This window comes from Actinomadura rifamycini DSM 43936, from assembly GCF_000425065.1.
Taxonomy (GTDB): domain Bacteria; phylum Actinomycetota; class Actinomycetes; order Streptosporangiales; family Streptosporangiaceae; genus Spirillospora; species Spirillospora rifamycini.
Window position 1 is genome coordinate 190,041 of record NZ_KE384301.1, and the last position, 24,231, is coordinate 214,271.

The 24,231-nt window shown below is 74.4% G+C and carries 18 protein-coding genes and 2 riboswitches; of the genes, 6 read left to right on the forward strand and 12 right to left on the reverse strand.

Translation table 11 applies throughout. The features are described from left to right. Positions 1-45 precede the first annotated feature (45 nt). On the reverse strand, positions 46-1,044 hold the full coding sequence (gap, locus tag H505_RS0137690) for a type I glyceraldehyde-3-phosphate dehydrogenase (protein WP_026406097.1): 999 nt from the start codon (positions 1,042-1,044) through the stop codon (positions 46-48). A 310-nt stretch (positions 1,045-1,354) separates the two neighbouring features. On the opposite strand from gap, the gene H505_RS0137695 reads away from it, so the two are divergent. The 4 genes from H505_RS0137695 (at position 1,355) to H505_RS0137710 (ending at position 6,481) form a co-directional block, all read left to right on the forward strand. Then, the gene (locus H505_RS0137695; RefSeq protein WP_026406098.1) at positions 1,355-3,208 is read left to right on the forward strand and encodes a heparinase II/III domain-containing protein; all 1,854 of its coding nucleotides are present in this window, start codon (positions 1,355-1,357) and stop codon (positions 3,206-3,208) included. Positions 3,209-3,300: 92 nt separating this feature from the next. Next, positions 3,301-3,999 carry a hypothetical protein gene (locus tag H505_RS0137700; RefSeq protein ID WP_026406099.1) on the forward strand — a complete coding sequence of 233 codons (699 nt, stop codon included), beginning with the start codon at positions 3,301-3,303 and terminating at the stop codon, positions 3,997-3,999. Continuing rightward, positions 3,996-5,267, forward strand: a complete 1,272-nt coding sequence (locus H505_RS0137705) for a hypothetical protein (RefSeq protein ID WP_026406100.1) — start codon at positions 3,996-3,998, stop codon at positions 5,265-5,267. Before H505_RS0137700 ends, H505_RS0137705 begins: the two co-directional genes overlap by 4 nt. Next, positions 5,264-6,481, forward strand: a complete 1,218-nt coding sequence (locus H505_RS0137710) for a hypothetical protein (RefSeq protein WP_026406101.1) — start codon at positions 5,264-5,266, stop codon at positions 6,479-6,481. Before H505_RS0137705 ends, H505_RS0137710 begins: the two co-directional genes overlap by 4 nt. A 54-nt stretch (positions 6,482-6,535) precedes the next feature. Here the strand turns inward: H505_RS0137710 and whiA are convergent, their stop codons facing one another. The 4 genes from whiA to uvrC all read right to left on the reverse strand — a co-directional run bounded on the left by whiA (position 6,536) and on the right by uvrC (position 11,635). Further along, complete coding sequence (whiA, locus tag H505_RS0137715; protein WP_026406102.1) at positions 6,536-7,516, reverse strand: DNA-binding protein WhiA; 981 nt, start codon at positions 7,514-7,516, stop codon at positions 6,536-6,538. A 61-nt stretch (positions 7,517-7,577) separates the two neighbouring features. Continuing rightward, positions 7,578-8,537: a gluconeogenesis factor YvcK family protein gene (locus H505_RS0137720; RefSeq protein ID WP_026406103.1), complete on the reverse strand. Its 960-nt coding sequence runs from the start codon at positions 8,535-8,537 to the stop codon at positions 7,578-7,580. A 54-nt stretch (positions 8,538-8,591) separates the two neighbouring features. After that, positions 8,592-9,470, reverse strand: a complete 879-nt coding sequence (gene rapZ, locus H505_RS0137725; RefSeq protein WP_026406104.1) for an RNase adapter RapZ — start codon at positions 9,468-9,470, stop codon at positions 8,592-8,594. Further along, entirely contained in the window at positions 9,467-11,635 is a 2,169-nt protein-coding gene (uvrC, locus tag H505_RS46890) for an excinuclease ABC subunit UvrC (protein ID WP_084551275.1), read from the reverse strand. The genes rapZ and uvrC overlap by 4 nt, the downstream gene beginning before the upstream one ends. Positions 11,636-11,824: 189 nt before the next feature. Between uvrC and H505_RS46895 the strand changes: the two genes are divergently transcribed. Both H505_RS46895 and H505_RS0137740 read left to right on the forward strand, forming a co-directional pair. Then, positions 11,825-12,964, forward strand: coding sequence for a mechanosensitive ion channel family protein (locus H505_RS46895; RefSeq protein ID WP_034521996.1), 1,140 nt, complete (start codon positions 11,825-11,827; stop codon positions 12,962-12,964). A gap of 92 nt (positions 12,965-13,056) precedes the next feature. Next, entirely contained in the window at positions 13,057-13,527 is a 471-nt protein-coding gene (locus H505_RS0137740) for a hypothetical protein (protein ID WP_157433274.1), read from the forward strand. Between the two features lie 28 nt (positions 13,528-13,555). Here H505_RS0137740 and H505_RS0137745 read toward each other — a convergent pair whose 3' ends face one another. The 7 genes from H505_RS0137745 to gcvP form a co-directional block, all read right to left on the reverse strand. Beyond that, the gene (locus tag H505_RS0137745; RefSeq protein WP_026406106.1) at positions 13,556-14,020 is read right to left on the reverse strand and encodes a Rieske (2Fe-2S) protein; all 465 of its coding nucleotides are present in this window, start codon (positions 14,018-14,020) and stop codon (positions 13,556-13,558) included. Between the two features lie 79 nt (positions 14,021-14,099). Continuing rightward, complete coding sequence (locus H505_RS0137750) at positions 14,100-14,558, reverse strand: Rieske (2Fe-2S) protein (RefSeq protein ID WP_026406107.1); 459 nt, start codon at positions 14,556-14,558, stop codon at positions 14,100-14,102. Positions 14,559-14,694: 136 nt separating this feature from the next. Beyond that, positions 14,695-17,532, reverse strand: coding sequence for an excinuclease ABC subunit UvrA (gene uvrA, locus H505_RS0137755; protein ID WP_026406108.1), 2,838 nt, complete (start codon positions 17,530-17,532; stop codon positions 14,695-14,697). A gap of 216 nt (positions 17,533-17,748) precedes the next feature. Next, positions 17,749-18,915 carry a tetratricopeptide repeat protein gene (locus H505_RS0137760; protein ID WP_084551276.1) on the reverse strand — a complete coding sequence of 389 codons (1,167 nt, stop codon included), beginning with the start codon at positions 18,913-18,915 and terminating at the stop codon, positions 17,749-17,751. A 135-nt stretch (positions 18,916-19,050) separates the two neighbouring features. Further along, positions 19,051-19,713 (reverse strand): response regulator, encoded by a 663-nt coding sequence (locus tag H505_RS0137765; protein ID WP_026406110.1) that lies wholly within the window; start codon positions 19,711-19,713, stop codon positions 19,051-19,053. Further along, complete coding sequence (locus H505_RS0137770) at positions 19,701-20,834, reverse strand: sensor histidine kinase (protein WP_026406111.1); 1,134 nt, start codon at positions 20,832-20,834, stop codon at positions 19,701-19,703. Before H505_RS0137770 ends, H505_RS0137765 begins: the two co-directional genes overlap by 13 nt. 121 nt (positions 20,835-20,955) lie before the next feature. Then, positions 20,956-23,844 (reverse strand): aminomethyl-transferring glycine dehydrogenase, encoded by a 2,889-nt coding sequence (gcvP, locus tag H505_RS0137775; RefSeq protein ID WP_026406112.1) that lies wholly within the window; start codon positions 23,842-23,844, stop codon positions 20,956-20,958. 62 nt (positions 23,845-23,906) lie between these two features. Next, positions 23,907-24,019: riboswitch (glycine riboswitch) on the reverse strand. Further along, positions 24,020-24,114, reverse strand: a riboswitch (glycine riboswitch). Positions 24,115-24,231 lie beyond the last annotated feature (117 nt).

Sequence of the window (24,231 nt, forward strand, 5' to 3'; positions counted from 1 at the left end):
CGCGTCGCGCGGCCACGGCGGGAAAGACGGGCTCGGAACTGCGCGTCAGAGCTGCGCGCCGACGAGCTTGACGAGGTCGACGAGGCGGTTGGAGTAGCCCCACTCGTTGTCGTACCAGCCGACGACCTTGACCTGGTCGCCGATGATCTTCGTCAGGCCGGCGTCGAAGATGCAGGACGCCGGGTCGGTGACGATGTCGGCCGAGACGATCGGGTCCTCGGTGTAGGTCAGGTAGCCCTTGAGCGGGCCCTCGGCGGCGGCCTTGAACGCGGCGTTGACCTCGTCGACGGTGACGTCGCGGGAGACCTTCGCGGTGAGGTCGGTGGCGGAGCCGGTCGGCACCGGGACGCGCAGCGCGTAGCCGTCGAGCTTGCCCTGCAGCTCCGGCAGGACGAGGCCGATCGCCTTGGCGGCGCCGGTGGACGTCGGGACGACGTTCAGCGCGGCGGCGCGGGCGCGGCGCATGTCCTTGTGCGGCGCGTCCTGGAGGTTCTGGTCCTGCGTGTAGGCGTGGATCGTCGTCATCAGGCCCTTCTCGATGACGAAGTTGTCGTGCAGGACCTTCGCCAGCGGGGCCAGGCAGTTGGTGGTGCAGGACGCGTTCGAGATGACGGTGTGGGCCGCCGGGTCGTACTTGTCCTCGTTGACGCCGAGCACGACGGTCAGGTCCTCGTTCTTGGCGGGCGCCGAGATGATGACCTTCTTCGCGCCGTTGTCGGCGTGCACCTTGGCCTTGGTGGCGTCGGTGAAGAACCCGGTCGACTCGACGACGACGTCGACGTCGCCCCACTTGATGTTGGCGGGGTCGCGCTCGGCGAACGCCTTGATCGTCTTGCCGCCGACGACGATCTCGTCGGCCGTGGCGTGCACGTCCTCGGGGAAGCGGCCGAGGATGCTGTCGTACTTCAGCAGGTGGGCGAGCGTGGCGTTGTCGGTCAGGTCGTTGACCGCCACGATCTCGATGTCGGCCCCGCTCGCCTTCACGGCGCGGAAGAAGTTGCGGCCGATCCGGCCGAACCCGTTGATGCCTACTTGGATGGTCACGGAACGGCTCTCCTCGTACGTCAATCGCCCGGCGCGTCGTCCAGGACGGTTACGGTCGGTGCAGGGATCTCCGGGGATCTCCCCGCCTCCGACCCTATCCAATGACCCGCCGGTAGCTTGACACCGGTCACGTGGGAAACGCCGGGTGACCCGCCCTCCCCCGCGCGAGGGAGGCCCGACCGGCACCGCCGCCCCCCGGCGGCCCGCCCCGGCCGCGAGTTCGCCCGCCGTTCCGCCGGGCCTACGGAGCGTTCACCGTCCCGACATCGGCGCTGGTCATCCCTACCGGGTCTTCCGTTTTCCCTGCCTCATGATGATCCGCTACCCGTGCGCCGCGGCCATCGCCGCGACGGTCCTGCTGCTGGTGGCGGCGTCCGGATGCCGCGACGCCGCGCCGGAGAGCGCCGTGCCTCCGGCGGAGGCCGTCGCCGCCGGGGTGCGGGGCGTGTGCCTCGGCTACAACGGGCTCGACCGGCTGAATCCGCTCGCGGAGACCGCGGCCGGGCGGTTCCGGACGGTCGGCAGGGAGCCCGTGCGGGTCGCGTCCGGGACGGACGTCGACTGGAGCCTGGACCCGTACGGCGACCGGACGTGGCTGCTGTGGTTCCACTCCCTCGAATGGCTCGGCGGGACGATCGAGGCGCACGAGCGGACGGGCGACGCCGCCGCCCTCGACCTCGCGGCGGGGATCGTCCGGGACTGGCTGGCCGACAACCGCGATCCGGAGCGGTTCGGGGCGGACCGGCGCGAGGCGATCGCCGAGGGGACCAAGTTCCGCCTCGCCACGCTGGTGTGCCTGCGCGGGCACCGGGCGGCGCCGTGGCTCGACGCGGCCATCGCCCGGCACGCGTCCTGGCTGGCCGACCCCGAGCACTACTCCGGCCCCTGGAACCACGGCACCGACGAGTCGATGACCCTGCTGGCGGCCGCCTGCGCGATCGGCCGCCGCGACCTGGCGGACCTCGCCGCGGGGCGGCTGCTGGACTCGGTGTTCGACCCGCCGGACGGGGTCCGGCCCGCGATCGACGCGCAGGGCGCGAACAACGAGCAGTCGACGCACTACACCGTCTACAACCGGTCGCGGTGGCGGAAGGCGATGACGGTGATGCGCGCGTGCGGCCGGGCCGTCCCGCCCGAACTGGAGCGCAGGCACGCGCTGATGGACGAGTTCATCGCGTTCCAGACGACCCCGGCCGGGGACCTCGTGCAGATCGGCGAGTCGCAGGCCGGGAGGGCCGAGGACATCGGGACGGCGGGCGGCGGGCCGCTCGCCTACGTCGCCGCGCGGGGGAAGAAGGGCGCACCGCCGGACGCGCGGGCGCGCGTGTACGAGGCGGGGTACGTGATGGGCCGCTCCGGCTGGGGGAACGGCGAGCGGGCTTACGAGGACGAGATGGCGTACACGGCGCGGTTCGGGCCCGGCCGGTACGCGCACGGCCACAACGACCACATGGCGCTGACGTTCTTCGCCCTCGGGCGGGACGTCCTCGTGCCGAGCGGGCACGTCGGGTACAACGACCGGGCGTGGCGCGAGTGGCTGCACTCTCCGCGCGCGCACAACACGTTCGTCGTCGAAGGGGCGGCGTTCGACCACGCCGCCGGGACCGAGCTGACGCGGCACCGGTTCGCGGACGGCGCCGACACGTTCTCGTTCTCCGACAGGGCGTTCGCCGGGACGACCCGGACCCGCTCGGTGCTGGCGGCGTCCGGTCCGGACGCGCTCGCGGTGCTCGACGAGGCCCGCTCGGCGGCGCCCCGCGCCATCACGCAGTCCTGGCACCTCCCGGCGGCGTTCACCGCGGCGGCCGAGGGAACGGGCGCGGTCGCCGAGGCGGACGGCGTCCGCGTCCACTTCGTCCGGATCCCGCTGCCGGGCTCGGCGGCTCCGGGCGCGGCCGAGGCGGTGCGGGGCCGGGCGTCGCCGCCGCAGGGGTGGGTCTTCCCTGGCCCGGGGAAGCGGGTCGCCGCGCCCGTCGTCGAGTTCCGGGCCCGCGGCGAGCGGGCCCGGATCCTGACGCTGATCGCCCCGGTCCGGGGCGGGGCCCCGCCGGAGGTCCGGGCGGCGCCGCTGCCGGACGGCGGGGTGCGGGTGGAGGCGCTGCTTGACGGGCGGCCGCTCGTGTTCACCGCGGCCGCCGACGGCACCCTCCGCCGCGAGCGGTGACCGGAACCCGCGGGCGGCCCGCACCCGCCCATCGTGGGGTTATTTAGCACCCCAAATGCCTTTTATTAGGCTGACCCCTAAGATCTCATGCCATGCTGCGGATCGCGTACGTGCTGATGGCCGCGGTGCTGCTCGCCTTCGCGACGCCGGCCGCGGTCCTCGCCGCCCCGGCCCCGGGCGCGTCCGCCGACGGGCTGCGGGCCGACCGGATGGCCCGCGCACTGCGCGAGAACCCCGTGTACGTCACGGACCACATGCTCCGTGCCGTCCCGCCGGATACCGGCCCCCGCGTCGCGCGGGCCCTCGACCGGCTCGACGTGCCCTATTACGTCGTCGTTTTCCCGGCGTCGCTGGAGTCCTATGTGGACCAGGAGAAGTTCGCCGCGCTGCTGTACGACCGCCTGAACCGCCCCGGCCTCTACCTCGTGCTGAACCACCGCAGCGGAGCGGCCCGGATGTTCGGCGGCGGGCGCTCGGTGCCCGCCAAGGACGCCCTGATGTCCGCCCGGTCCCGGCTGCCCTCCGACGCCGGCGTGGTCAAGCTGGTGGACACGTTCGTCCAGGTGATCCTGGACGGCACCGCCGACGAGCGCCTTCCGGTCGACCAGCAGCCGAAGTCGAGGGTGCGCATCCAGCTCGACCGGCGGGAGCGGCAGGAGGCCGCGGCGGCCGCGGCCGAGCGCGCCGCCGTGCTCGGCGGCACCGCGCTGGGCGCCCTCGCCACGATCGGGCTGCTCACCGGAGTCGGCGTCCGGCGGGGGCGCACGCGGAAGAAGCGGGGCGCGAAATGAGAAGGCACCTCCGGCGCGCCGCGTCGCTGCTCGCGGCGCTCGCCGCCGCCGTCCTCGCCGTGCCGCTGCTCGCGCCGCCCGCCGCCGCCGGCCCGGACGATCCGCTGCCCCGGCTCCCCGACCACGGCTACGCCCGCGTGGACCGGATCGCCGCCGCCCTCGCGCGCGACCCCGTCTTCGTCGACCCCGACCTGCCGACGGCGCTGCCCGGCGCGGACCTCGCCCGCGTCCGGGCGGAGGTGCGGGACGCCGCCGCCGAGCTGGGCGTCCCGGTCCGGGTGGTCGTGGTGCCCAACCCGGCGGAGTCGGAGTCGCAGGGGCAGGGCCCCCTGCTCGCCCGCCTGCTGCAGCAGCGCACCGGGACGGGCGGCCTGTACGTCGTGGCCGACGCGCGCGGCTGGCTGGACGTGACGGCTTTCGATGTCCGCCGCCGGCTCACGGCGATGGACTACGAGGACGAGAGGCCGCCCGAGGACGACCGCCTCGCCGGGCTCGGCGGGCGGATCATCGACCGGATCCGGGAGGTGCGGGCGCTGCCCGCCACCGAGACCCCGCAGAACCGCGGCCTCTACGGGACGCTGGACCCGTTCGGCGCGGAGCACAGGCCGCTCCGCGACGTCGAGCCCGAACCCGCCGGGCCGTTCTTCCTCGGGCTGCTGCTCATCGGCCCGGCCGCCGGCGGCGCCCTCTACGCCGCCGTGCGGCTGGTCCGCCGGTGGCGGCGCAGGGACCGCACGGACCGCAAGCGGCCGCAGGCGCCGTCCGCGCCCAGCCTGCGGTGGCTGCGGCGGCAGGCCGAGAGCGAGCTGGCCGCGCTGCGCACGGCGCTCGTCGGCGCCCAGGGCGACGGCGCAGCGAACGAGCGGCGCGCGACGGAGGCGTTCGACGCCGCGCAGATCCTGTTCGACGACATCGGTTCGGACTCGGACCGCGCCCACGACCTGGTCGTGGTGATCGTGCTCGCCCGGGACGGGGCGGCGGCGCTCGCCGGGGACCGGGCGGCCCCGCCCTGCTTCGTCAACCCGCTGCACGGCCCGGCCGAGCGGCGGAAGCGGATCCGCGCCGCCGGCCGGAACGAGCGGCGGCGCGTCTGCGCGCCGTGCGCCGACGCGCAGCATTCCCGGATCGCGTCGCTGACCCTGCGGATCCCGCGCCCCGGCGGGAGGGTCCCCCACCACGACCTGACCGGCCCGTGGGTCGCCGCCGAGTACGGCGCGCGCGCCCCGCTGGCCGCGGAGGTCCTCACCCATCTCGGAGTCGAGTCATGACCGCCCCCTCCCCCGGCGAGGAGATCGCCGCCGCGCTGCGCCGGTCCCCGCTGTACGTCGACCCGTCGCTGGAGTCGGCGCTGCCCGCGGAGCGCAAGCGGCGGGTCCTGGCGGAGCTGCGCCGGCAGCCCCGCCCGACGTACGTCGTCCTCGTGCCGATCATCGCGGGCGGCACCTGGCAGGAGCCCGAGCAGCTCGCCGCCGTGGTCCAGTCCCGGCTGGGCGGCTCCGGCGCCTTCGTCACGCTCGGCGACTACTCCGACGCCCTGGCCTCCCGGCTCGTGCCGGACGATCCGGGCAGCGACGAGAGCCGCGAGGTGCGCCGCGCGGCCCTCGCGGTCACCCTGGACCCGAAGTTCAAGAAGGCGTCGCTCGCCGACCGGCTGGACCGGACGCTGGAACTGCTCCGCACCCGCAAGGGCAACGAGGAGTACCAGAAGCAGGCGAAAGCGCTGGACGCACGGTCCCGCGAGCGGTCCGGCGGCGCGGGGGACGGCGACGGCGGGTTCCTCGGCCCCGCGCTGGGCGGCGCGGCGGTCGCGGCGGCGGCCGTCGGCGGGCTGCTGCTGTGGCGGCAGCGGCGGATGGCGGCGGCCGCACAGGCGCGGACGTCCCGGGCCGACGCGCTGCTGCTGCCGCGGACGGTGTTCGCCACGGCGGACCGCGCCACCCTCGACGAGCTGCGCGCCCAGGCGTCCGCCGAGGTCATCGCGTTCGGCGAGGCGCTGGACCGCACCGACCTGCCGGGCGGCGACCCCGCGGTCCGCGGGCCGCTGGCCCGCGCGCTGGACGCCTACTCCGCCGCCGGGAAGGTGCTCGACGCCGCCCGCGGCGTCCCCGACCTCGCGGGCGTGCTGGTGCTGGTCGACCAGGGGCGGGACGCGCTCGCCTCGGCGGCGTCCCTGGCCTCCGGCGGCCCGGAGATCCCGGCCGAGCCGCTGTGCTTCTTCAACCCGCTGCACGGCGACGTCGCCGAGCGGCTCACCTGGCGGCCGCCGGGCACCCGCCGCAGCCTGCACGTGCGGGCCTGCCGGGAGTGCGCCCGCGCCGCGAAGAACCGCACCGCCCCGAAGTACCTGCTGGACGAGCGCGGCGACCGTCCCGTCCCGTACTTCGAGGCGGACCCGGAGGGGAGCGTGTGGGCCGCGACCGGGTACGGCCAGCTCCGCGACGACCTGATCGAACGGATCCTGCGCGGCGACCACGCCCGCTGACGGGCCGCGCCGCGGCCGTCCGGCGGGCGCCGGACGGCGCGCCGCCGGGCCGCGTCAGGGGGCGAGCATCTCGGCGGTGAGGTTCGCCTCGGTACCGGGGATGCCCTGGTCGCCGGCGCGCTTGTCGGCCATGGCGAGCAGACGCCTTATACGGCCGGCGATGGCGTCCTTGGTCAGCGGCGGGTCGGCGAGCTGGCCCAGCTCCTCCAGCGACGCCTGCTTGTGCTCCAGCCGGAGCCGCCCGGCGTTCACCAGGTGCTCGGGCGCGTCGTCGCCGAGGATCTCCAGCGCGCGCGCCACCCGGGCGCCCGCCGCGACCGCCGCGCGCGCCGAGCGGCGCAGGTTCGCGTCGTCGAAGTTGGCGAGCCGGTTCGCGGTGGCGCGCACCTCCCGGCGCATCCGCCGCTCCTCCCACTGCAGCACGGCGCCGTGCGCGCCGAGCCGGGTCAGCAGGGCGCTGATCGCGTCGCCGTCGCGGACGACGACGCGGTCCACCCCGCGGACCTCGCGGGCCTTCGCGTGGATCTTGAGCCGGCGGGCGGCGCCGACCAGCGCGAGCGCCGCCTCCGGGCCCGGGCACGTCACCTCCAGCGACATCGACCGGCCCGGCTCGGTCAGCGACCCGTGCGCCAGGAACGCGCCCCGCCAGGCCGACTCGGCGTCGCAGGCCGCCCCCGCGACCACGTGCCGCGGCAGCCCCCGCACCGGGCGGCCGTTGTTGTCGATCAGCCCCGTCTGCCGCGCCAGGGACTCGCCGTCCCGGAACACCCGGACCACGTACCGGTTGCCCTTGCGCAGCCCGCTCGGCGCGAGCACCACCACCTCCGAGGTGTGCCCGAACACCTCCGAGATGTCCTTGATGAGCCGCCGCGCGGCGACGTTCGTGTCGATCTCTGCCTCGATCACGATGCGGCCGCTGACCAGGTGCAGACCCCCCGCGAAACGCAGCAGCGTCGAGACCTCCGCCTTGCGGCAGCACGGCTTCAGTACCGTGAGCCTGCTCAGCTCGTCCTTGACCACACCGGTCATCGCCATCTGTTGACCCCTCCCCCTATCGGACTTCCAGCAGTGTGGCCGAAAACGGCCGCGCCGGTCGTCACTCGCTGAATATCTGTACGAAGGCTTGGGCCAGGCGGGCGGGTTCATGACGCGGGGAGCCGTCGTCGGCGGCGACCCCGGCGAGCACGAGGCGCCCGCCGAGCTCCCGGACGGCTTTGTCGAGCGCGTCCGGGTCGTCCACCACGCCGTCGTCGGCCAGGACCACGTCCACCGTCAGGTCGGGGGCGTGCGCCTGGAGCACCTCGAGGTGGCGCTGGGGGGAGAAGTCGTCGGTCTCGCCGGGCTGCGGAGCCAGGTTCAGCGCGACGACGCGGCGGGCCTTGGACGAGGTCAGGGCGCGGGCGAGCGCGGGCACCTTCAGGTGCGGGAGCACGCTGGTGAACCACGAGCCGGGGCCGAACACGATCCAGTCGGCGTCCTCGACCGCCGCGATCGTCTCCGGGCAGGCGGGCGGGTCGGCCGGCACCAGGGACACGCCGAGGACGGCGCCCGGGGTGCTGGCGCACGCCACCTGACCCCGCACCCGGCCGACCTCGTCCGGGCGGGACGGGTCGGCGCCGCGCACCTCGGCGACGATGTCCATCGGGACGGCCGCCATCGGCAGCACCCGCCCGTGCGCGCCCAGCAGCCGCCCCACCCAGTCGAGCCCGGCGACGGTCGAGTCGGGGTTCTCGGCGAGCAGCTCCCACAGCGCGACGATCAGCAGGTTCCCGACGGCGTGGCCGCGCAGGTCGCCCTCGCTCCGGAAGCGGTGCTGCACGACGTCCCGCCAGGTCTGCCCCCACTCGTCGTCGCCGCACAGCGCCGCGAGCGCCATCCGGAGATCGCCGGGCGGCAGCACGCCCAGTTCGCGGCGGAGCCGTCCGCTGGAACCGCCGTCGTCGGCGACCGTGACCACGGCGGTCAACCGGTCGGTGACGCGGCGCAGCGCCGACAGCGAGGCGTACAGTCCGTGGCCGCCGCCGAGCGCGACGACCTTCGGCCCGAGGGGCTTCACCGTGCCGTTTCTCTCCTCGTCCGGGACCCGCACCGGGTCACCGCGGCCCGGGTCTCACTCACGGCCGAGATCACGATGGGCGACCTGCACGTCGAGGCCCTCGTCCCGCAGCCGGGCGGCGATCTGTTCCGCCATGGCCACACTACGGTGTTTGCCGCCGGTACATCCCACGGCGAGCGTCACGTAGTGCTTGCCCTCGCGCTCGTACCCGTCGGCGAGCAGCCGCAGGACGTCGGTGTACGCCTCCAGGAACTCCTTCGCGCCGCGCTGCCCCAGCACGTAGTCGCGGACGGCGCCGTCCCGCCCCGTCTTCGGCCGCAGCTCGGGCACCCAGTGCGGGTTCGGCAGGAACCGGCAGTCGACGACCAGGTCGGCGTCCACCGGCAGGCCGTACTTGTACCCGAACGACACCACGGTGGCCCGCAGCCGCGACTCCCCCGTGTCCGTGCCGAAGTAGCCGATGATCTTCGCGCGGAGCTCGTGCACGTTCAGCCCGCTGGTGTCGATCACCAGGTCGGCCTCGGCGCGCACCTCGCGGACCAGCTCCCGCTCCCGCGCGATGCCGTCGACCAGCCGCCCGTCGCCCTGCAGCGGGTGGGGCCGCCGCACGCTCTCGAACCGCCGCACCAGGTCGGCGTCGCTCGCCTCCAGGAACACCACCCGCGGGTGGACGCCCCGCGCCTCGAGCTCGGCGATCGAGGAGTGCAGGTCCTCGGTGAAGGCGCGGCTGCGCACGTCCACCACGACCGCGATGCGCGGCACCGCGTCCTTCACCCGCCCGCCGAGGTCGGCCATGGTGGCCAGCAGCCCCGGCGGGAGGTTGTCGACCACGAACCAGTCGAGGTCCTCCAGCGACTTGGCCGCGGTGCTGCGGCCCGCCCCGGACATCCCGGTGACGATGACGATGTCCGGAATCTTGGTCTCGCTGGTCACGCCCGTCTCCCCCTGTGCTCCCCGTCGGCCGCGGGCCCGCCCGCGTCCGTGTCCGCGGGCCCGTCGCCCGGTTCCTTCCCCGTCGTGCTCCCCGGGCCCGTGCCCGAGGCCGTGCCGTGCTCCGTCGCGCCCTGCTCCGTCGTGCCCTGCTCCGTCGTGCCCTGCTCCGTCGTGCCCTGCTCCGTCGTCTCCGGGCCCGGTGCTCCGTGGCCCGGTGCTCCGTGGCCGGTCGTGCCGTGCAGCGCGGCGACGATGGTCTCGGCGCTGCGCAGCCCGATGCCCGGGACCTCGGCGACCTGCTCCGGCGTCGCCTCCTTCAGCCGCTTCACCGAGCCGAAGTGCTTCAGCAGCGCCGAGCGCCGCGCCGGGCCCAGACCGGGAACATTATCGAGTTCGCTGAACGTCATGGCCTTGGAACGCCGCTGCCGGTGGAACGTGATGGCGAACCGGTGCGCCTCGTCGCGGAGCCGCTGGACGAGGAACATGCCCTCGCTGTTGCGGGCGAGGATCACCGGGTCGTCCTCCCCGGGCAGCCAGATCTCCTCCAGCCGCTTGGCGATGCCGCAGACCGGGATGTCCTCGATGCCGAGCTCGTCCAGGGCCCGCTGCGCCGCCGCGACCTGCGGCGGGCCGCCGTCCACCACCACCAGGTTCGGCGGGTAGGCGAACTTGCGCGGCTTCCCGGTCTCCGGGTCGATCGGCGTCCCGCCGTCCGGCGTCCCCCCGGTCTCGGCCTCCGGGTCGCCGAGCGAGTCCAGCTCGCCGGTCCGCTCGCTCTCGGCCAGGTAGCGGCGGAACCGGCGGGTGATCACCTCGTGCACCGAGCGGACGTCGTCCTGCCCCTCCACCGCCTTGATCGTGAACCGCCGGTACTCGCTCTTGCGGGCCAGCCCGTCCTCGAACACGACCATGGACGCCACGACGTTCGTGCCCTGCAGGTTCGACACGTCGTAGCACTCGATCCGCAGCGGCGCGTCGTCCAGCTCCAGCGCCTCCTGCAGCTCGCGCAGCGCCACGCTGCGGGTCGTCAGGTCGCCGGCGCGGCGCGTCTTGTGCTGCTTGAGCGCCTCGTGCGCGTTGCGCTCGACCGTCTCCAGCAGCGCCTTCTTGTCGCCCCGCCGCGGCACCCGCAGCCGGACGGGCCCGCCGCGGCGCTCGGCCAGCAGCTCGGCCATCGGGTCGGGCTCGGGCGGCAGCTCCGGGACGAGCACCTCGCGCGGCACCGCCTCGCTCTCCCCGTAGATCTGGATGAGGAAGTGCTCGACGAGGTCGGCGGTCGTGACCTCCTCGACCTTGTCGACGACCCAGCCCCGCTGCCCCCGGATGCGGCCGCCGCGCACGTAGAACACCTGGACGGCCGCGACCAGCTCGTCCTCGGCGAAGGCGATCATGTCGCAGTCGGTGCTGTCGGGCAGCACCACCGCCTGCTTCTCCAGCGCCCGCTCGAGGGCGCGCATGTCGTCGCGGAGCCGCGCGGCGCGCTCGTACTCCTGCTCGGCGGCGGCCGCGCGCATCGCCGTCTCGATGCTCTTGATGAAGCGGCCCGTCTCGCCCGCCATGAAGGCGCAGAAGTCCTCGGCGAGGGCCCGGTGCCCGTCGGGCGAGACGCGGCCGACGCACGGCGCGGAGCACTTGCCGATGTCGCCGAGCAGGCACGGCCGGCCGAGCTGGTGCTGCCGCTTGAACACGCCCGCGCTGCACGTCCGGACGGGGAACACGCGCAGGAGCTGGTCGACCGTCTCCCGGATCGCCCAGGCGTGGGAGTACGGCCCGAAGTAGCGCACGCCCTTGCGTTTGGCGCCCCGCATCACCATCACCCTCGGGAAGTCCTCGCCGAGGGTGACCGCGAGATAGGGATAGGACTTGTCGTCGCGGTAGCGGACGTTGAACCGCGGATCGAACTCCTTGATCCAGGAGTATTCGAGCTGCAGCGCCTCGACCTCGGTGCCGACGACCGTCCAGTCGACCCGCGCCGCGGTCCGCACCATCGTCTGGGTGCGCGGGTGCAGGGCCGTGAAGTCGGCGAAGTAGGAGTTCAGCCGCGAGCGCAGGTTCTTGGCCTTGCCGACGTAGATGACGCGGCCGTGCTCGTCGCGGAACCGGTACACGCCCGGGGACTCCGGGACGGAGCCGGGTGCTGGTCGGTAGGTCGCCGGATCTGCCACGCTCGAAATGCTAGTGGGCGGTGCCGACACGCCGCGCGCCTCCGCCCCCGGCGGCGCCCGCCCTTCCCGATGGACGGGACCGCGGGGCCGGTGACCGAGATCTCGGCGGCACACGCGTATATCGGCAAAGCCATCGGAAAGTATCGTTGAACTGCTCTTTTCGTGCTCTCCGAGGGGGTCGAAGCGACCGTGTCCGCTTTCTGGGCCTGGATCGTGCTGGCCACCGCCGTCGCCGTCTGCGTCGTCGTCGTGGAGGCCGTGCGGCGGCTGCTGGCCGGGCGGCTGTCCGCGCGCTGGCCGGCGGCCGGCAACGTCGCCCGCCGCTGCGCGGCGCCGGCGTTCGTGTTCGCGGTGGTCGCGAGCCTCGGCGGCGCGATGCCGTACGAGCATTTGTGGGACGGCGGCCAGCAGGTCGTGGCGCACGCGCTGCGCATCGCGGTGATCGGCGCGACCGCCTGGCTGGTGCTCCGCATCATCTACGCGCTGACCGACCCGCCGCTGGACCGCCTCATGGAGGTCGGCGGCGACCGCAACCGGCGGGCCCGGCGGACCCGCACCCAGATGCTGCTGCTGCGCCGCATCGGGGCCGTCGTCCTGATCGTGCTCGCGGTCGGCGCCGCGCTGTTCACCTTCCCCGCCGTCCGCGCGATCGGCGCCGGGGTGCTGGCGTCCGCGGGCCTCGCGGGCGTCGTCGTCGGCATCGCCGCCAAGCCGGCCGTGGGCAACCTGCTCGCGGGCCTGCAGCTGGCGTTCGGCGACGCGCTGCGGCTGGACGACGTCGTGGTCGCCGACGGCCAATGGGGGCGCGTCGAGGAGCTGACGCTCTCCTACGTGGTGGTGCGGCTGTGGGACGACCGCCGGATGATCTTCCCGGTGTCGTACTTCACCGAGCAGCCGTTCGAGAACTGGACCCGGCACTCCACCCGCCTGTACGGCTCGGTGGAGCTGGCCGTCGACTGGTCGGTCCCGCTGGACGAGCTGCGCGAGTCGCTGCACGCGTACCTGCGCGGGCACCGGCTGTGGGACGGCCGCGACTGGGCCTTGCAGGCCACCGACGTCCTCCCGAACGGCCTGGTGAAGCTGCGCGCGATCATGACCGCCGCGGACTCGTCCGCCACGTGGGACCTCCGCTGCGACGTCCGGGAGCACCTGATCTCCTACGTGCGCACGCACCATCCGGACGCGCTCCCCCGCTTCCGCACCGACGCGCCGGACGCGCCACTGCAGACCGGGCAGAGCGAGCCGGGCGCACCGGCCGCGTCGGCCCGGGCCGACGCCTCCCGCCCGTCCGAGGGCGGCCGCGCCAACGGCCCCGTGCGCGGCGCCTGACGGCGCGGCCGCCGTCACGGCGCGGCCGAGCCGGAACCCTCCGCCGCCGCGCCCCGTCGTAACCGGTGGCATCGGCGGTATCGGAGGCGTGTATGCGCGGGCGTCCTTGGGAGGTGGTCGCCGCCCTGGCGGCGGTGGGCGTGGTCTGGGTCCTCTTCATCGGCCGGGCGCTGTCGGGCCTGGGCGGCGAGGACGACCCGAACATCACGTTCTTCTACGTCGTGGGCTGGACGGCGGCTCTCCTCGTCTGGTTCTGGCGCGTGTGGGAGGGCGGGTCCGCGGCGATCCGCTACCTCAAGATGATGCTGGTCTTGCCCGGGACGGTGTTCCTGGTCTACGCCCTCTGGCAGTCCTTGTCGGCGCTTCGGGACGGCGGCTCCGGCACGGAGACCGAACGGCTGCTGGAGGCCGGCGGTTTCGCCACCCCGGATCCGCGGCCGCTCGACCACCTGCTCCCGGCGCTCGCCGCGGCGGTGCTGGTGGCGGTCGGCCTGCTCCTCCACCGCGGCACCGTCCGGCGGTGGGTGCGGAAGAGAGGCGGCGACCGGGCCGTCCGGGAGTAGGACGGCCCGGTGCGCGCGTCGGGCGTGCTCAGGCCAGGGTGATGTTCTCTCCCTGGACGGTCACGTTCCTGCGGGGCAGCGGCTTCTCCGCGGGCGGCTGCACCACCGACCCGTCGGTGATGCTGAACCTGCTGTTGTGGCAGGGACAGACGATCGCCCCGTCGGACACGGACTTCACGCTGCACCCCTTGTGGGTGCACTCCGCCGAGAACGCCGTGAACTCGCCCTGCGCGGGCTGGCACACGACGACCTTCGCGTCCTCGAACACCTTCCCGCCGCCGACCGGGATCTCCGCGGTCGTGGCGAGCGCCTGCCCGCCGCCCGTCCCGCCGCCGGTGGCGCCGCCGCCGGCGTCGCCGGACCCGCCTGCCTCGCCGGACCCGCCCGCCGGCTCGTCGTCCCCGCCGCACGCCGCCGCGAGACCGGCGACGCCCGCGAGGCCCGCGCCGACGAGCAGCGTCCGGCGCGTGTGTTCGGTCGTCTCCTGTGCCATGTCGAGCCCTCCGGTGCTTGTGGTTCGTTCACCGGAGAGCACGGGGCCGGACGCCGGATGGTTCACATCCGAACATCAATCAGGCGACGATGACGATCCCGTCGCCGCGGACCTGGACGGGGTACTCCTTGAGGGGCTGGTCGGCGGGGCCCTTCTGCACCGACCCATCAGTGATCTTGAACTCGCTGCCGTGGCACGCGCAGTTGATCAGACCGTCCGCCACGCGCCCGACCGTGCACCCCTGGTGGGTGCAGACGGCGGTGAACGCCTTGAACCGCCCCTCCTCGGGCTGCGTCACCACGAGCTTGGTGTCGCCGAACGTCTTGCCGCCGCCCACCGGGATCTCCGAGACCTTCGCGATCTCCTGCCCTTTGAGCTCTTCCGCCGACTTCGTCTCCCCGCCGGACCCGCAGCCCGCGAGCACGGCCGTGGCACCGGCGGCGCCCGCGCCGCACAGCACCGCGCGCCGCCCGATACCCCCGCTCCCGGCGGCCCGCGCGGCCTCGCACGCGGCTCCGGGCGTCTCTTCGTTGCTCATGTCCCCAATCCTGGCGGACACCCCCCGGAACCCCGCACCGACCCCCGTCCTCGGGGCGTGCGCACCGCGCCGCCCCCGCCCGGCGAGCGCGCCGAGCGGGACACGGACGGGGGCCGGAGGCGGGGCGCCGGGCGGGTCAGCCGAGGAGCTTGGCGAGGAACTGGCCGGTGTGGCTGCCCTCCACCTTCGCGACGTCCTCGGGCGTGCCCTGGGCGACGACCGTGCCGCCGCGGGAGCCGCCCTCGGGTCCCATGTCGATGATCCAGTCGGCGGTCTTGATCACGTCGAGGTTGTGCTCGATGACGATGACCGAGTTGCCCTTGTCGACGAGGCCGTTGAGGACGCCGAGGAGCTTGTTGATGTCCTCGAAGTGCAGGCCGGTCGTCGGCTCGTCCAGCACGTAGACGGTCCGGCCGGTGGAGCGCTTCTGCAGCTCGGCCGCGAGCTTGACCCGCTGCGCCTCGCCGCCCGACAGGGTCGGCGCGGGCTGGCCGAGCCGGACGTAGCCGAGGCCGACGTCGTTGAGCGTCTTCAGGTGCCGGTGGATCGCGCTGATCGGCTCGAAGAACGCGGTGGCCTGCTCGATCGGCATGTCGAGCACCTCGGAGATCGTCTTGCCCTTGTAGTGGACCTCGAGCGTCTCGCGGTTGTAGCGGGCGCCGTGGCACACCTCGCACGGGACGTAGACGTCCGGCAGGAAGTTCATCTCGATCTTGATGGTGCCGTCGCCGGAGCAGTTCTCGCAGCGGCCGCCCTTGACGTTGAAGGAGAAGCGGCCCGGCTGGTACCCGCGGACCTTCGCCTCGGTCGTCTGCGCGAACAGCTTGCGGATGTGGTCGAACACGCCGGTGTAGGTCGCCGGGTTGGAGCGCGGGGTGCGCCCGATCGGCGACTGGTCGACGTGCACGACCTTGTCGAGCTGGTCCATGCCGTTCACCCGGCGGTGCTTGCCGGGGACGGTCTTGGCGCCGTTCACCTTCTTGGCGAGCGCGTTGTAGAGGATGTCGTTGACCAGCGTGGACTTGCCCGACCCGGACACGCCCGTCACCACCGTGAGGACGCCGAGGGGGAACGCCACGTCGACGTTCTGCAGGTTGTTCTGCTGGGCGCCCTTGACGGTGATCTCGCGGCCCTTGGTGCGGGGCCGGCGGATCTCCGGGACGGCGATCGCCCGGCGGCCCGACAGGTACGCGCCGGTCAGCGACTTCTCCGACCGCAGCAGCTCGTCCACCGTGCCGGACACGACGATCTCGCCGCCGTGCTCCCCCGCGCGGGGGCCGATGTCGACGACCCAGTCGGCCGCGGCGATCGTGTCCTCGTCGTGCTCGACGACGATCAGCGTGTTGCCCATGTCGCGCAGCCGCAGGAGCGTCTCGAGCAGCCGGTGGTTGTCGCGCTGGTGGAGGCCGATGGACGGCTCGTCCAGCACGTACAGGACGCCGACGAGGCCGGAGCCGATCTGCGTCGCCAGCCGGATCCGCTGCGCCTCGCCGCCCGCGAGCGTCGCGGACGCCCGGTCGAGCGTGAGGTAGTCGAGGCCGACGTCGAGGAGGAACCCGAGCCGGGCGTTGATCTCCTTGAGCACCCGCTCGGCGATCTGCTTCTCGCGGTCGTTCAGCTCCATCGCGAGCAGGAACTTGGCGCACTCGCCGATGGGCAGCGCGGCCACCTCGGCGATCGACATGCCGCCCATGGTGACGGCCAGGATCTCGGGCTTGAGCCGCGCGCCCTTGCAGGTCGGGCACGGGATCTCCCGCATGTAGCCCTCGAACTTGTCGCGGCTGTAGTCGCTCTCGGACTCGGCGTGCCGGCGCTGGATGTAGGGGATCACGCCCTCGAACGCCGTGTAGTACGAGCGCGTCCGCCCGTACCGGTTCTTGTAGCGGACGTGGACCTGGGTCTCGTGGCCGTTCAGGACGGCTTTGCGCGCCTTGGCGGGCAGCTCGCCCCAGGGGGTGTTGAGGTCGAAGCCCATGGCGTCGCCGAGGGCCGAGAGCAGGCGCAGGAAGTAGTCGCTGACGTGCCCGCCGGACCACGGCTGGACGGCCCCCTCGCCGAGCGTCAGCTCGGCGTCGGGGATCACCAGTTCGGGGTCGACCTCCATGCGGGTCCCGAGGCCGGTGCAGTCGGGGCAGGCGCCGTAGGGCGAGTTGAACGAGAACGACCGCGGCTCGAGTTCCTCGAACGACAGGTCGTCGTACGGGCAGTACAGGTGCTCGGAGAACATCCGGGTGCGCTGCTCGTCGTCCTCGGGCAGGTCGACGAAGTCGAGGAAGATCGTGCCGCCGGCGAGGCCGAGGGCCGTCTCCACCGAGTCGGCGAGGCGCTGCCGGGCGGAGGGCTTGACGGAGAGGCGGTCCACCACGACGGAGATGTCGTGCTTCTCCTGCTTCTTGAGCTTCGGCGGCTCGTCCAGCCGCACCATCGCGCCGTCCACCAGCGCCCGGGAGAAGCCCTTCGACTGCAGCTCGCGGAACAGCTCGACGTACTCGCCCTTGCGGCCGCGGATGACTGGGGCCAGCACCTGGAACCGGGTGCCCTCCTCCATCTCGAGCACCCGGTCCACGATCTGCTGCGGCGCCTGCCTGCTGATCGGCCGCCCGCACTCGGGACAGTGGGGGTGGCCGATGCGCGCGTACAGCAGGCGCAGGTAGTCGTAGACCTCGGTGATCGTCCCGACCGTCGACCGCGGGTTCTTGCTGGTCGACTTCTGGTCGATCGACACGGCGGGCGACAGGCCCTCGATGAAGTCGACGTCCGGCTTGTCCATCTGCCCGAGGAACTGGCGCGCGTACGCCGACAGCGACTCGACGTACCTGCGCTGGCCCTCGGCGAAGATCGTGTCGAACGCCAGGCTCGACTTCCCGGAACCCGACAGACCGGTGAACACGATCATGGAGTCCCGCGGGAGGTCGAGCGAGACGTCCTTCAGGTTGTGCTCGCGCGCTCCACGCACGATGAGTCGGTCATGCACGGTGTTTCCCGGTTCCCCTTCTGGGCGCGGCGATGCGGAGTGGGAGGACGCATCGTCCCCGGAATCCATAACAGCGCTGGTCGCCGCCGCATTTCCTCGAGTCCCCCGCCCGTCCCGCAGGGAGCGGACGGCACCATCAGACCGTACACGTGTTCGAACACCCCCGCCACCGGAACGCACGCCGGGAGCGCGGCGCGCCGCGGCGCCGCGCCGGGGTCAGCGGTCGACCGGGTCGGCCGGGTCGGCGGCCAGGCGGAGGCGCTCGGCGAAGCTCTCCTCCAGCAGCGGGCCCCACGGGTAGCCGGCCGGGACGTCCATGGCGCGGCCGATCGCCTCGCGGGCCTCGCCCGGACGGTGCCCGGGCGGGTCGCCCGCCCGCCGGGCGGCGAGCAGCGCGTACATGTGGTCGAGGGCGCCGAACGCCTCGCCGGTGAGGGCCGGGAGCGTCCCGTCGGTGACGGCCTGCTCCACGACGGGCTCCCACCACAGGTCGGCGGGGTCGGCGTCCTCGTCGTCGCCGCCGAAGTCGCGGCGGAGCCGGGCCCGCACCTGCGGGGCCGTCCCCGGGTCGGCCAGGCCGCGCCGCCACACCTCGCGGGCCTCGGCGTCCCTGCCGCGCAGCGGCAGGGTGCGGGCGAGCAGCTCGGTGGCGAGCGGGCCGGCCTCGGGGTCGGCGGGCTCCCCCGGGTCGCCGAGGGCCGCGCCGAATGCGGCGACGGCCTGGTCGAGGCAGGCGATGCCGAGGGTGACGGCGAGCCGCGCGTGCGCGTACGGCGCGGCGGCCCGGTCGATCAGCTTGAGCCCGGCGGTCAGGACGCGCTGCGCGCGGACGGGGTCGCCGCGCTCGAGGTGCCGCTGGGCGAGGTCGTGCGCGGCGGGCGGCCCGTGCTCGGGGTCGCCGGTGGCCAGCACGGCCTCCCAGTGGCCGCGGGCGGCGTCGAAGTCGCCGGCGTCGTCGGCGAGCCGGGCGAGCGCGAGGTGCGCGGGCGGCAGGTAGGCGGGGTTGCCGAAGTCGACGACGACGCGCCAGGCGGGCGCCGCGAGGTCGTGCTCCCCGGCCCGCTCGTAGGTGAGCGCCAGGTGGTAGGCGGCGCGCGGGCCGTACTCGGGGTCGCCGGTGGCGATGGCGGCCCGGTCGGCCTCCCGCGCGCGCCCGGTGTCCCCGGCGTCGTCGAGGACGACCGCGAGCCCGAGCGCCGCCTGCGCCCGGTACGGGGTGTCGCCGAGGGCGAGCACCTCGTCGAACAGGGCCGCGGCGCGCGCGGACTCGCCGCGCTCGGCGAGGTCGCGGGCCTGGTCGCACAGCCGGGCCGGGTCCGGCCCGTGCTCGTCGGGCACGGCGCGCTCGGTGGCCGCGGGTACGGGATCCGGGGACTCGCTCATCGGTCTTCTGCCCTCTGGGGGTCGGGGTCGGCACCGAGCCTAGCGATCCGGCGGCGCCGCGTCCCGTGGCGACACCCATCACCTTTTGCGGCGACTTCTGGGGCCTTGCCCCGATGCCGCCGGCCCCGCCGCGGCTCAGGCGAGCCCGGCGTCGTGGGCGAGCAGCGCGATCTGCGTCCGGTTGTCGAAACCGAGCTTGTCGAGGACGGTCGAGACGTGCGCCTTCACCGTGGCCAGGCTCACGAACAGCTCGGCGGCGATCTCGGCGTTGGACCGCCCCCGGGCGACGGCGACGACCACGTCGCGTTCGCGGGGCGTGAGGACCTCCAGCGCGGTGCGGGCCCGCTCGAACGCCCCCGCCTGGACCACCGCGCGCTCCATCAGCCGCCGGGTGACCTGCGGGGACAGGATCGGGTCCCCGGCCGCGACCCGGTGCACGGCCTGGACGAGCGACTCGGGCGGCGTGTCCTTCAGCAGGAACCCGGCGGCGCCGGCGCGCAGCGCCCGCAGGATGTTCTCGTCGCTGTCGAAGGTGGTGAGGACCGCGACCTCGGGCGGGGCGGCGCGGCTCCGCAGCCGCCGGGTGGCGGTGATGCCGTCCACCCGCGGCATCCGCAGGTCCATCAGCACCACGTCGGGGGCGTGCGCGTCGGCGGCGGCGGGGACCTCGTCGCCGTCGGCGGCCTCCGCGACGACGGCGATGCCCTCGGCGCCGTCGAGCATCATCGTGAGCCCGGCGCGGACCATCGGGTCGTCGTCGACGATGAGTACGCGCACCTGCCGGGTCACGCGGGCCATGGTAGCCGTGCGCGCAGCCGGAACTCCCCCGACGCGGCCTCGTGGTCGAGCCGCCCGCCCGCCAGCCGGACCCGCTCGGTGAGCCCGACGAGCCCGGTCCCGGAGCCGGCGACGAGCGCCGGGGCGCCGTCCGGCGGCAGCGGGTTGCGGACGTCGATCACCAGTTCGGTGCCGGGCCGTCCCTCCAGGGCCACCCGGACGGGCAGCCCGGCCGCGTGCTTGCGGGCGTTGGTGAGCGCCTCCTGCAGGACGCGGTAGGCGGCGCGGCCCGCGGCCGGCGGCAGGGCGTCCGGCGCGTCGACCTCGTCGCGCAGCGTGACGGTCGCGCCCGCGTCCCGGGACTCCTCCACCAGGCGCGGCACGTCGGTCAGGACGGGCTGCGGCCGGTCGCCGTGGTCGCGGTCCTCGTCGCGCAGCACGCCGATGACCTCGCGGAGCTCCTCCAGCGCCTGGTGCACCCCGGTGCGGACGACGCCCGCGGCGTGCGCGAGCCGCTCGGGCGGGGCGTCCGGGCGGTACTCCAGCGCGCCCGCGTAGGTGGCGAGCAGCGACAGCCGGTGCGCCAGGACGTCGTGCATCTCCCGGGCCATCCGCGTCCGCTCGAGCATCCGCGCCTCGGCGACCCGGCGGCCCTGCTCGGCCTCGGCGCGGCGGGCGCGCTCGTGCAGCGAGGCGATGAGCGCCGCGCGCGCCCGGAGGAGGGCCCCCCACCCGGCCAGCGCGCCGTACGCGACGACGATCAGCGCGAGCCACCAGCCGAGGGAGATGCCCGCGCTGAGCCGCCACAGCCCCTGGACCGCGTGCGCCGCGACGCCGGCCCCGGCCACCGCGGCGGCCACCGGGAACCGGCGGCACCGCGCGGCCTGCAGGGCGCCCGCCGTGGCCGCCGGCGTCGCCGCCGGCGACACGGCCGCCAGCAGGCCCAGCCCGAGCGCGCCGCCGACCGGCCGCCGCAGCAGGACGGGCGCCGCCGCGCAGCTCACCAGGGCGACCGCGATGTCGAGGCCGAGCAGATGGCGGGCCCCGCCGCCCTGGGCCGTGCTCCACACGGTCAGCGCGGCGAGGACGCCGGTCGCGGCGACCATGACGGCGGCCGCCCGGCCGTGGTTTCCCCTGTTCACGGGCCCTAAGGTAGCGGCGGCGGGAGCGGGGGCGGCACCTACCGAAGTAGGGGGTCGCCCGCCGCTCCCCGGACGGTCGACTTTCGAACGGTCCGTCCTCGAACGGTCCGTCCTCGAACGGTCAGTCCTCGAACGCTTCGGGCGGCGGGCACGAGCACACGAGGTTGCGGTCGCCGTACGCCTGGTCGATGCGGCGGACCGGCGGCCAGTACTTGCCCTCGCGCAGCGCGGGCAGCGGGTAGGCGGCCTCCTCGCGGGTGTAGGGGTGCTTCCAGCCGTCGGCGATCAGCTGCGCGGCGGTGTGCGGCGCGTTCTTCAGCGGGTTGTCGTCGCGGTCGTAGCCGCCGTCGGCGACCCGCTGGATCTCCCGCCGGATCTCGATCATCGCGTCGCAGAACCGGTCGAGCTCGGCGAGGTCCTCGCTCTCGGTCGGCTCGATCATCAGGGTGCCGGCGACCGGGAACGACAGGGTCGGGGCGTGGAAGCCGTAGTCGATGAGCCGCTTGGCGACGTCCTCCGCGGTGATCCCGGTCTCCTTGGTGATCTTGCGGAGGTCGGCGATGCACTCGTGCGCGACGAGCCCGTTCCGGCCCGTGTAGAGGATGGGGTAGTGCGGGGCGAGGCGCGCGGCGAGGTAGTTCGCGGCGATGATCGCGCCCTCGGTGGCGGCGCGCAGCCCGTCCGGGCCCATCATCGCGATGTACGCCCACGAGATCGGCAGGATGCCCGCCGATCCCCACGGCGCCGCCGAGATGGGCCCCACGCCGGTGTCGGACGGTCCGGCCTCCGGCCGCAGCGGGTGGCTCGGCAGGAACGGCGCGAGGTGCTCGCGGACGCCGACCGGGCCGACGCCCGGCCCGCCGCCGCCGTGCGGGATGCAGAACGTCTTGTGCAGGTTGAGGTGCGAGACGTCCGAGCCGAACTCGCCGGGACGGGCGAGCCCGACGAGGGCGTTGAGGTTGGCGCCGTCCACGTAGACCTGGCCGCCCGCCGCGTGCACGGCCCCGCACACCTCGGTGATCGTCTCCTCGAACACGCCGTGCGTGGACGGGTACGTCACCATGATCGCGGCGAGCCGGTCGCCGTGCTTCTCGATCTTGGCGTGCAGGTCGTCCAGGGCGACGTTGCCGCCCTCGTCGCACTTCACGACGACGACGCGCATCCCCGCCATGACGGCGCTCGCGGCGTTGGTGCCGTGCGCGGACGACGGGATCAGGCAGACGTCGCGGTGCCGCTCGCCGCGCGACGCGTGGTAGCCGCGGATGGCGAGCAGCCCGGCCAGCTCGCCCTGCGACCCGGCGTTCGGCTGCACCGACACCTTCGCGTAGCCGGTGATCTCGGCGAGGTTCGCCTCCAGCTCCCCGATCAGCTCGACGTACCCGGCGGCCTGGTCCAGCGGCGCGAACGGGTGGACGTTCGCGAACTCCGGCCAGGTGATCGGCTCCATCTCGGCGGTCGCGTTCAGCTTCATCGTGCAGGAGCCGAGCGGGATCATCGACCGGTCGAGGGCGATGTCCTTGTCCTGGAGGCGGCGCAGGTAGCGCAACATCGCGGTCTCGGAGCGGTGCGCGTGGAAGACGGGGTGCGTCAGGTAGGGGCTCTCCCGCCGCAGCCCGTCGGGGAGCGCCTCGGCGGCGCCGTCCGCGTCCCCGGCGGCGCCCGCGTCGACGCCGAACGCCTCGAGGACGGCGGCGACGTGCTCGGGCAGCGTCGTCTCGTCGCACGCGACGCCGACGCGGTCGGGGCCGTCCTGCCGCAGGTTGACGCCGCGCCCGCGGGCGGCGGCGACGACCTCGGCGGCGCGGCCGGGGACGCGGGCGAGGACGGTGTCGAAGAACGCGCCGTGCACGACCTCGACGCCGCCGCGGCGGAGCCCGTCGGCGAGCTCGGCGGCCCGGCGGTGCGCGCGCTGCGCGATCGCGGCGAGCCCCTCGGGGCCGTGGTAGACGGCGTACATGCTCGCCATCACCGCGAGGAGCACCTGGGCGGTGCAGATGTTGCTGGTGGCCTTCTCGCGGCGGATGTGCTGCTCGCGGGTCTGCAGGGCGAGCCGGTAGGCGGGCGACCCGTCGGCGTCGACGGACACGCCGACGAGCCGTCCGGGGAGCTGCCGCCGCAGGTCGTCGGCGACCGCCATGTACCCGGCGTGCGGGCCGCCGAAGCCGTACGGGACGCCGAACCGCTGCGCGGACCCGACCGCGATGTCGGCGCCCGACTCCCCCGGCGGGCGCAGCAGCGTCAGCGCGAGCAGGTCGGCGGCGACGACGACCGTCGCGCCCCGCTCGCGGGCCCGCGCGGACAGCGGCGCCAGGTCGCGGACGGCACCGGACGCGCCCGGGTACTGCAGCAGCACGCCGAAGAAGTCGCCGTCGGGCAGCCCGCCGGACACGTCGGCGACCACCACCTCGATCCCGAGCGGGACTGCGCGGGTGCGGACGACCTCGATCGTCTGCGGGAGCGCGTCGGCGTCCACGAGGAACCGCCCGGGCTCCTTGCGCCGGGACGCGCGGTGCGCGAGCGCCATCGCCTCGGCGGCGGCCGTGCCCTCGTCCAGCATGGAGGCGTTCGCGACCGGCAGCCCGGTCAGGTCGGCGACCACGGTCTGGAAGTTCAGCAGCGCTTCCAGGCGCCCCTGCGAGATCTCCGGCTGGTACGGGGTGTAGGCGGTGTACCAGCCAGGGTTCTCCAGGATGTTCCGCATGATCACGCCCGGCGTGGTCGTCCCGTGGTAGCCGAGGCCGATCATGGAGGTGAGGACGGTGTTGCGGGCGGCGAGCTCGCGGAGCCGGTCGAGCGCGGCGGTCTCGCTCAGCGCGGGCGGCAGGTCCAGCGGGCGGCCGGTGCGGATCGCGGCGGGGACCGCCTCGTCGATCAGCGCCTCCGCGCCCGAGTAGCCGATCGCGGCCAGCATCCGGTCGCGGTCGGCCTGGGAGGGCCCGATGTGCCGGTCGGCGAACGCGGCGCGGGGATGCTGCGGCGCGGCCACGGGGGCGAAGAACTGGGCGGTCATGGAGGAGCCTCCTGGCAGCTGCGGTCGCTCAGGTCCACCGACGGCGCGCGGGCCGACGGCCGGTCTCCCCCTCTGTCATCGGCACCTGAGAGCTTCACCCGCGCGCGCGGGGTTTCCCCTTCGGTGAGCCGCCGTTCCCGTTCCGCCGGGATCGACGCCTGCTTTCCAGAGGTGCCTCGCCCGAGCGGTCCTTTTGCCTGAGAGGTTCCGGGGAGGTTGCCCCTTCGGCGCCCCACGCCGGCTGCGTGAGGTCTCTCCCGCACAGGGTCGACGGCATGTCCGGGACAAACCCTACCCAACCGCGGCGGCCCGCGATCGTCCCGGTGCCGGAACGGGATCTCCACCGCCGTGACCTCGGCGCCGGTGCCGTACCGGCGAGTACCCCGG

Coding starts and splice junctions, on each gene's coding strand:
- H505_RS0137695 (WP_026406098.1), top strand. CDS start 1,355: ATGATGATCCGCTACCCGTGCGCCGCGGCCATCGCCGCGACGGTCCTG.
- H505_RS0137700 (WP_026406099.1), top strand. CDS start 3,301: ATGCTGCGGATCGCGTACGTGCTGATGGCCGCGGTGCTGCTCGCCTTC.
- H505_RS0137705 (WP_026406100.1), top strand. CDS start 3,996: ATGAGAAGGCACCTCCGGCGCGCCGCGTCGCTGCTCGCGGCGCTCGCC.
- H505_RS0137710 (WP_026406101.1), top strand. CDS start 5,264: ATGACCGCCCCCTCCCCCGGCGAGGAGATCGCCGCCGCGCTGCGCCGG.
- whiA (WP_026406102.1), bottom strand. CDS start 7,516: ATGGCGATGACCGGTGTGGTCAAGGACGAGCTGAGCAGGCTCACGGTA.
- H505_RS0137740 (WP_157433274.1), top strand. CDS start 13,057: ATGCGCGGGCGTCCTTGGGAGGTGGTCGCCGCCCTGGCGGCGGTGGGC.
- H505_RS0137745 (WP_026406106.1), bottom strand. CDS start 14,020: ATGGCACAGGAGACGACCGAACACACGCGCCGGACGCTGCTCGTCGGC.
- H505_RS0137750 (WP_026406107.1), bottom strand. CDS start 14,558: ATGAGCAACGAAGAGACGCCCGGAGCCGCGTGCGAGGCCGCGCGGGCC.
- H505_RS0137760 (WP_084551276.1), bottom strand. CDS start 18,915: ATGAGCGAGTCCCCGGATCCCGTACCCGCGGCCACCGAGCGCGCCGTG.
- H505_RS0137765 (WP_026406110.1), bottom strand. CDS start 19,713: ATGGCCCGCGTGACCCGGCAGGTGCGCGTACTCATCGTCGACGACGAC.
- gcvP (WP_026406112.1), bottom strand. CDS start 23,844: ATGACCGCCCAGTTCTTCGCCCCCGTGGCCGCGCCGCAGCATCCCCGC.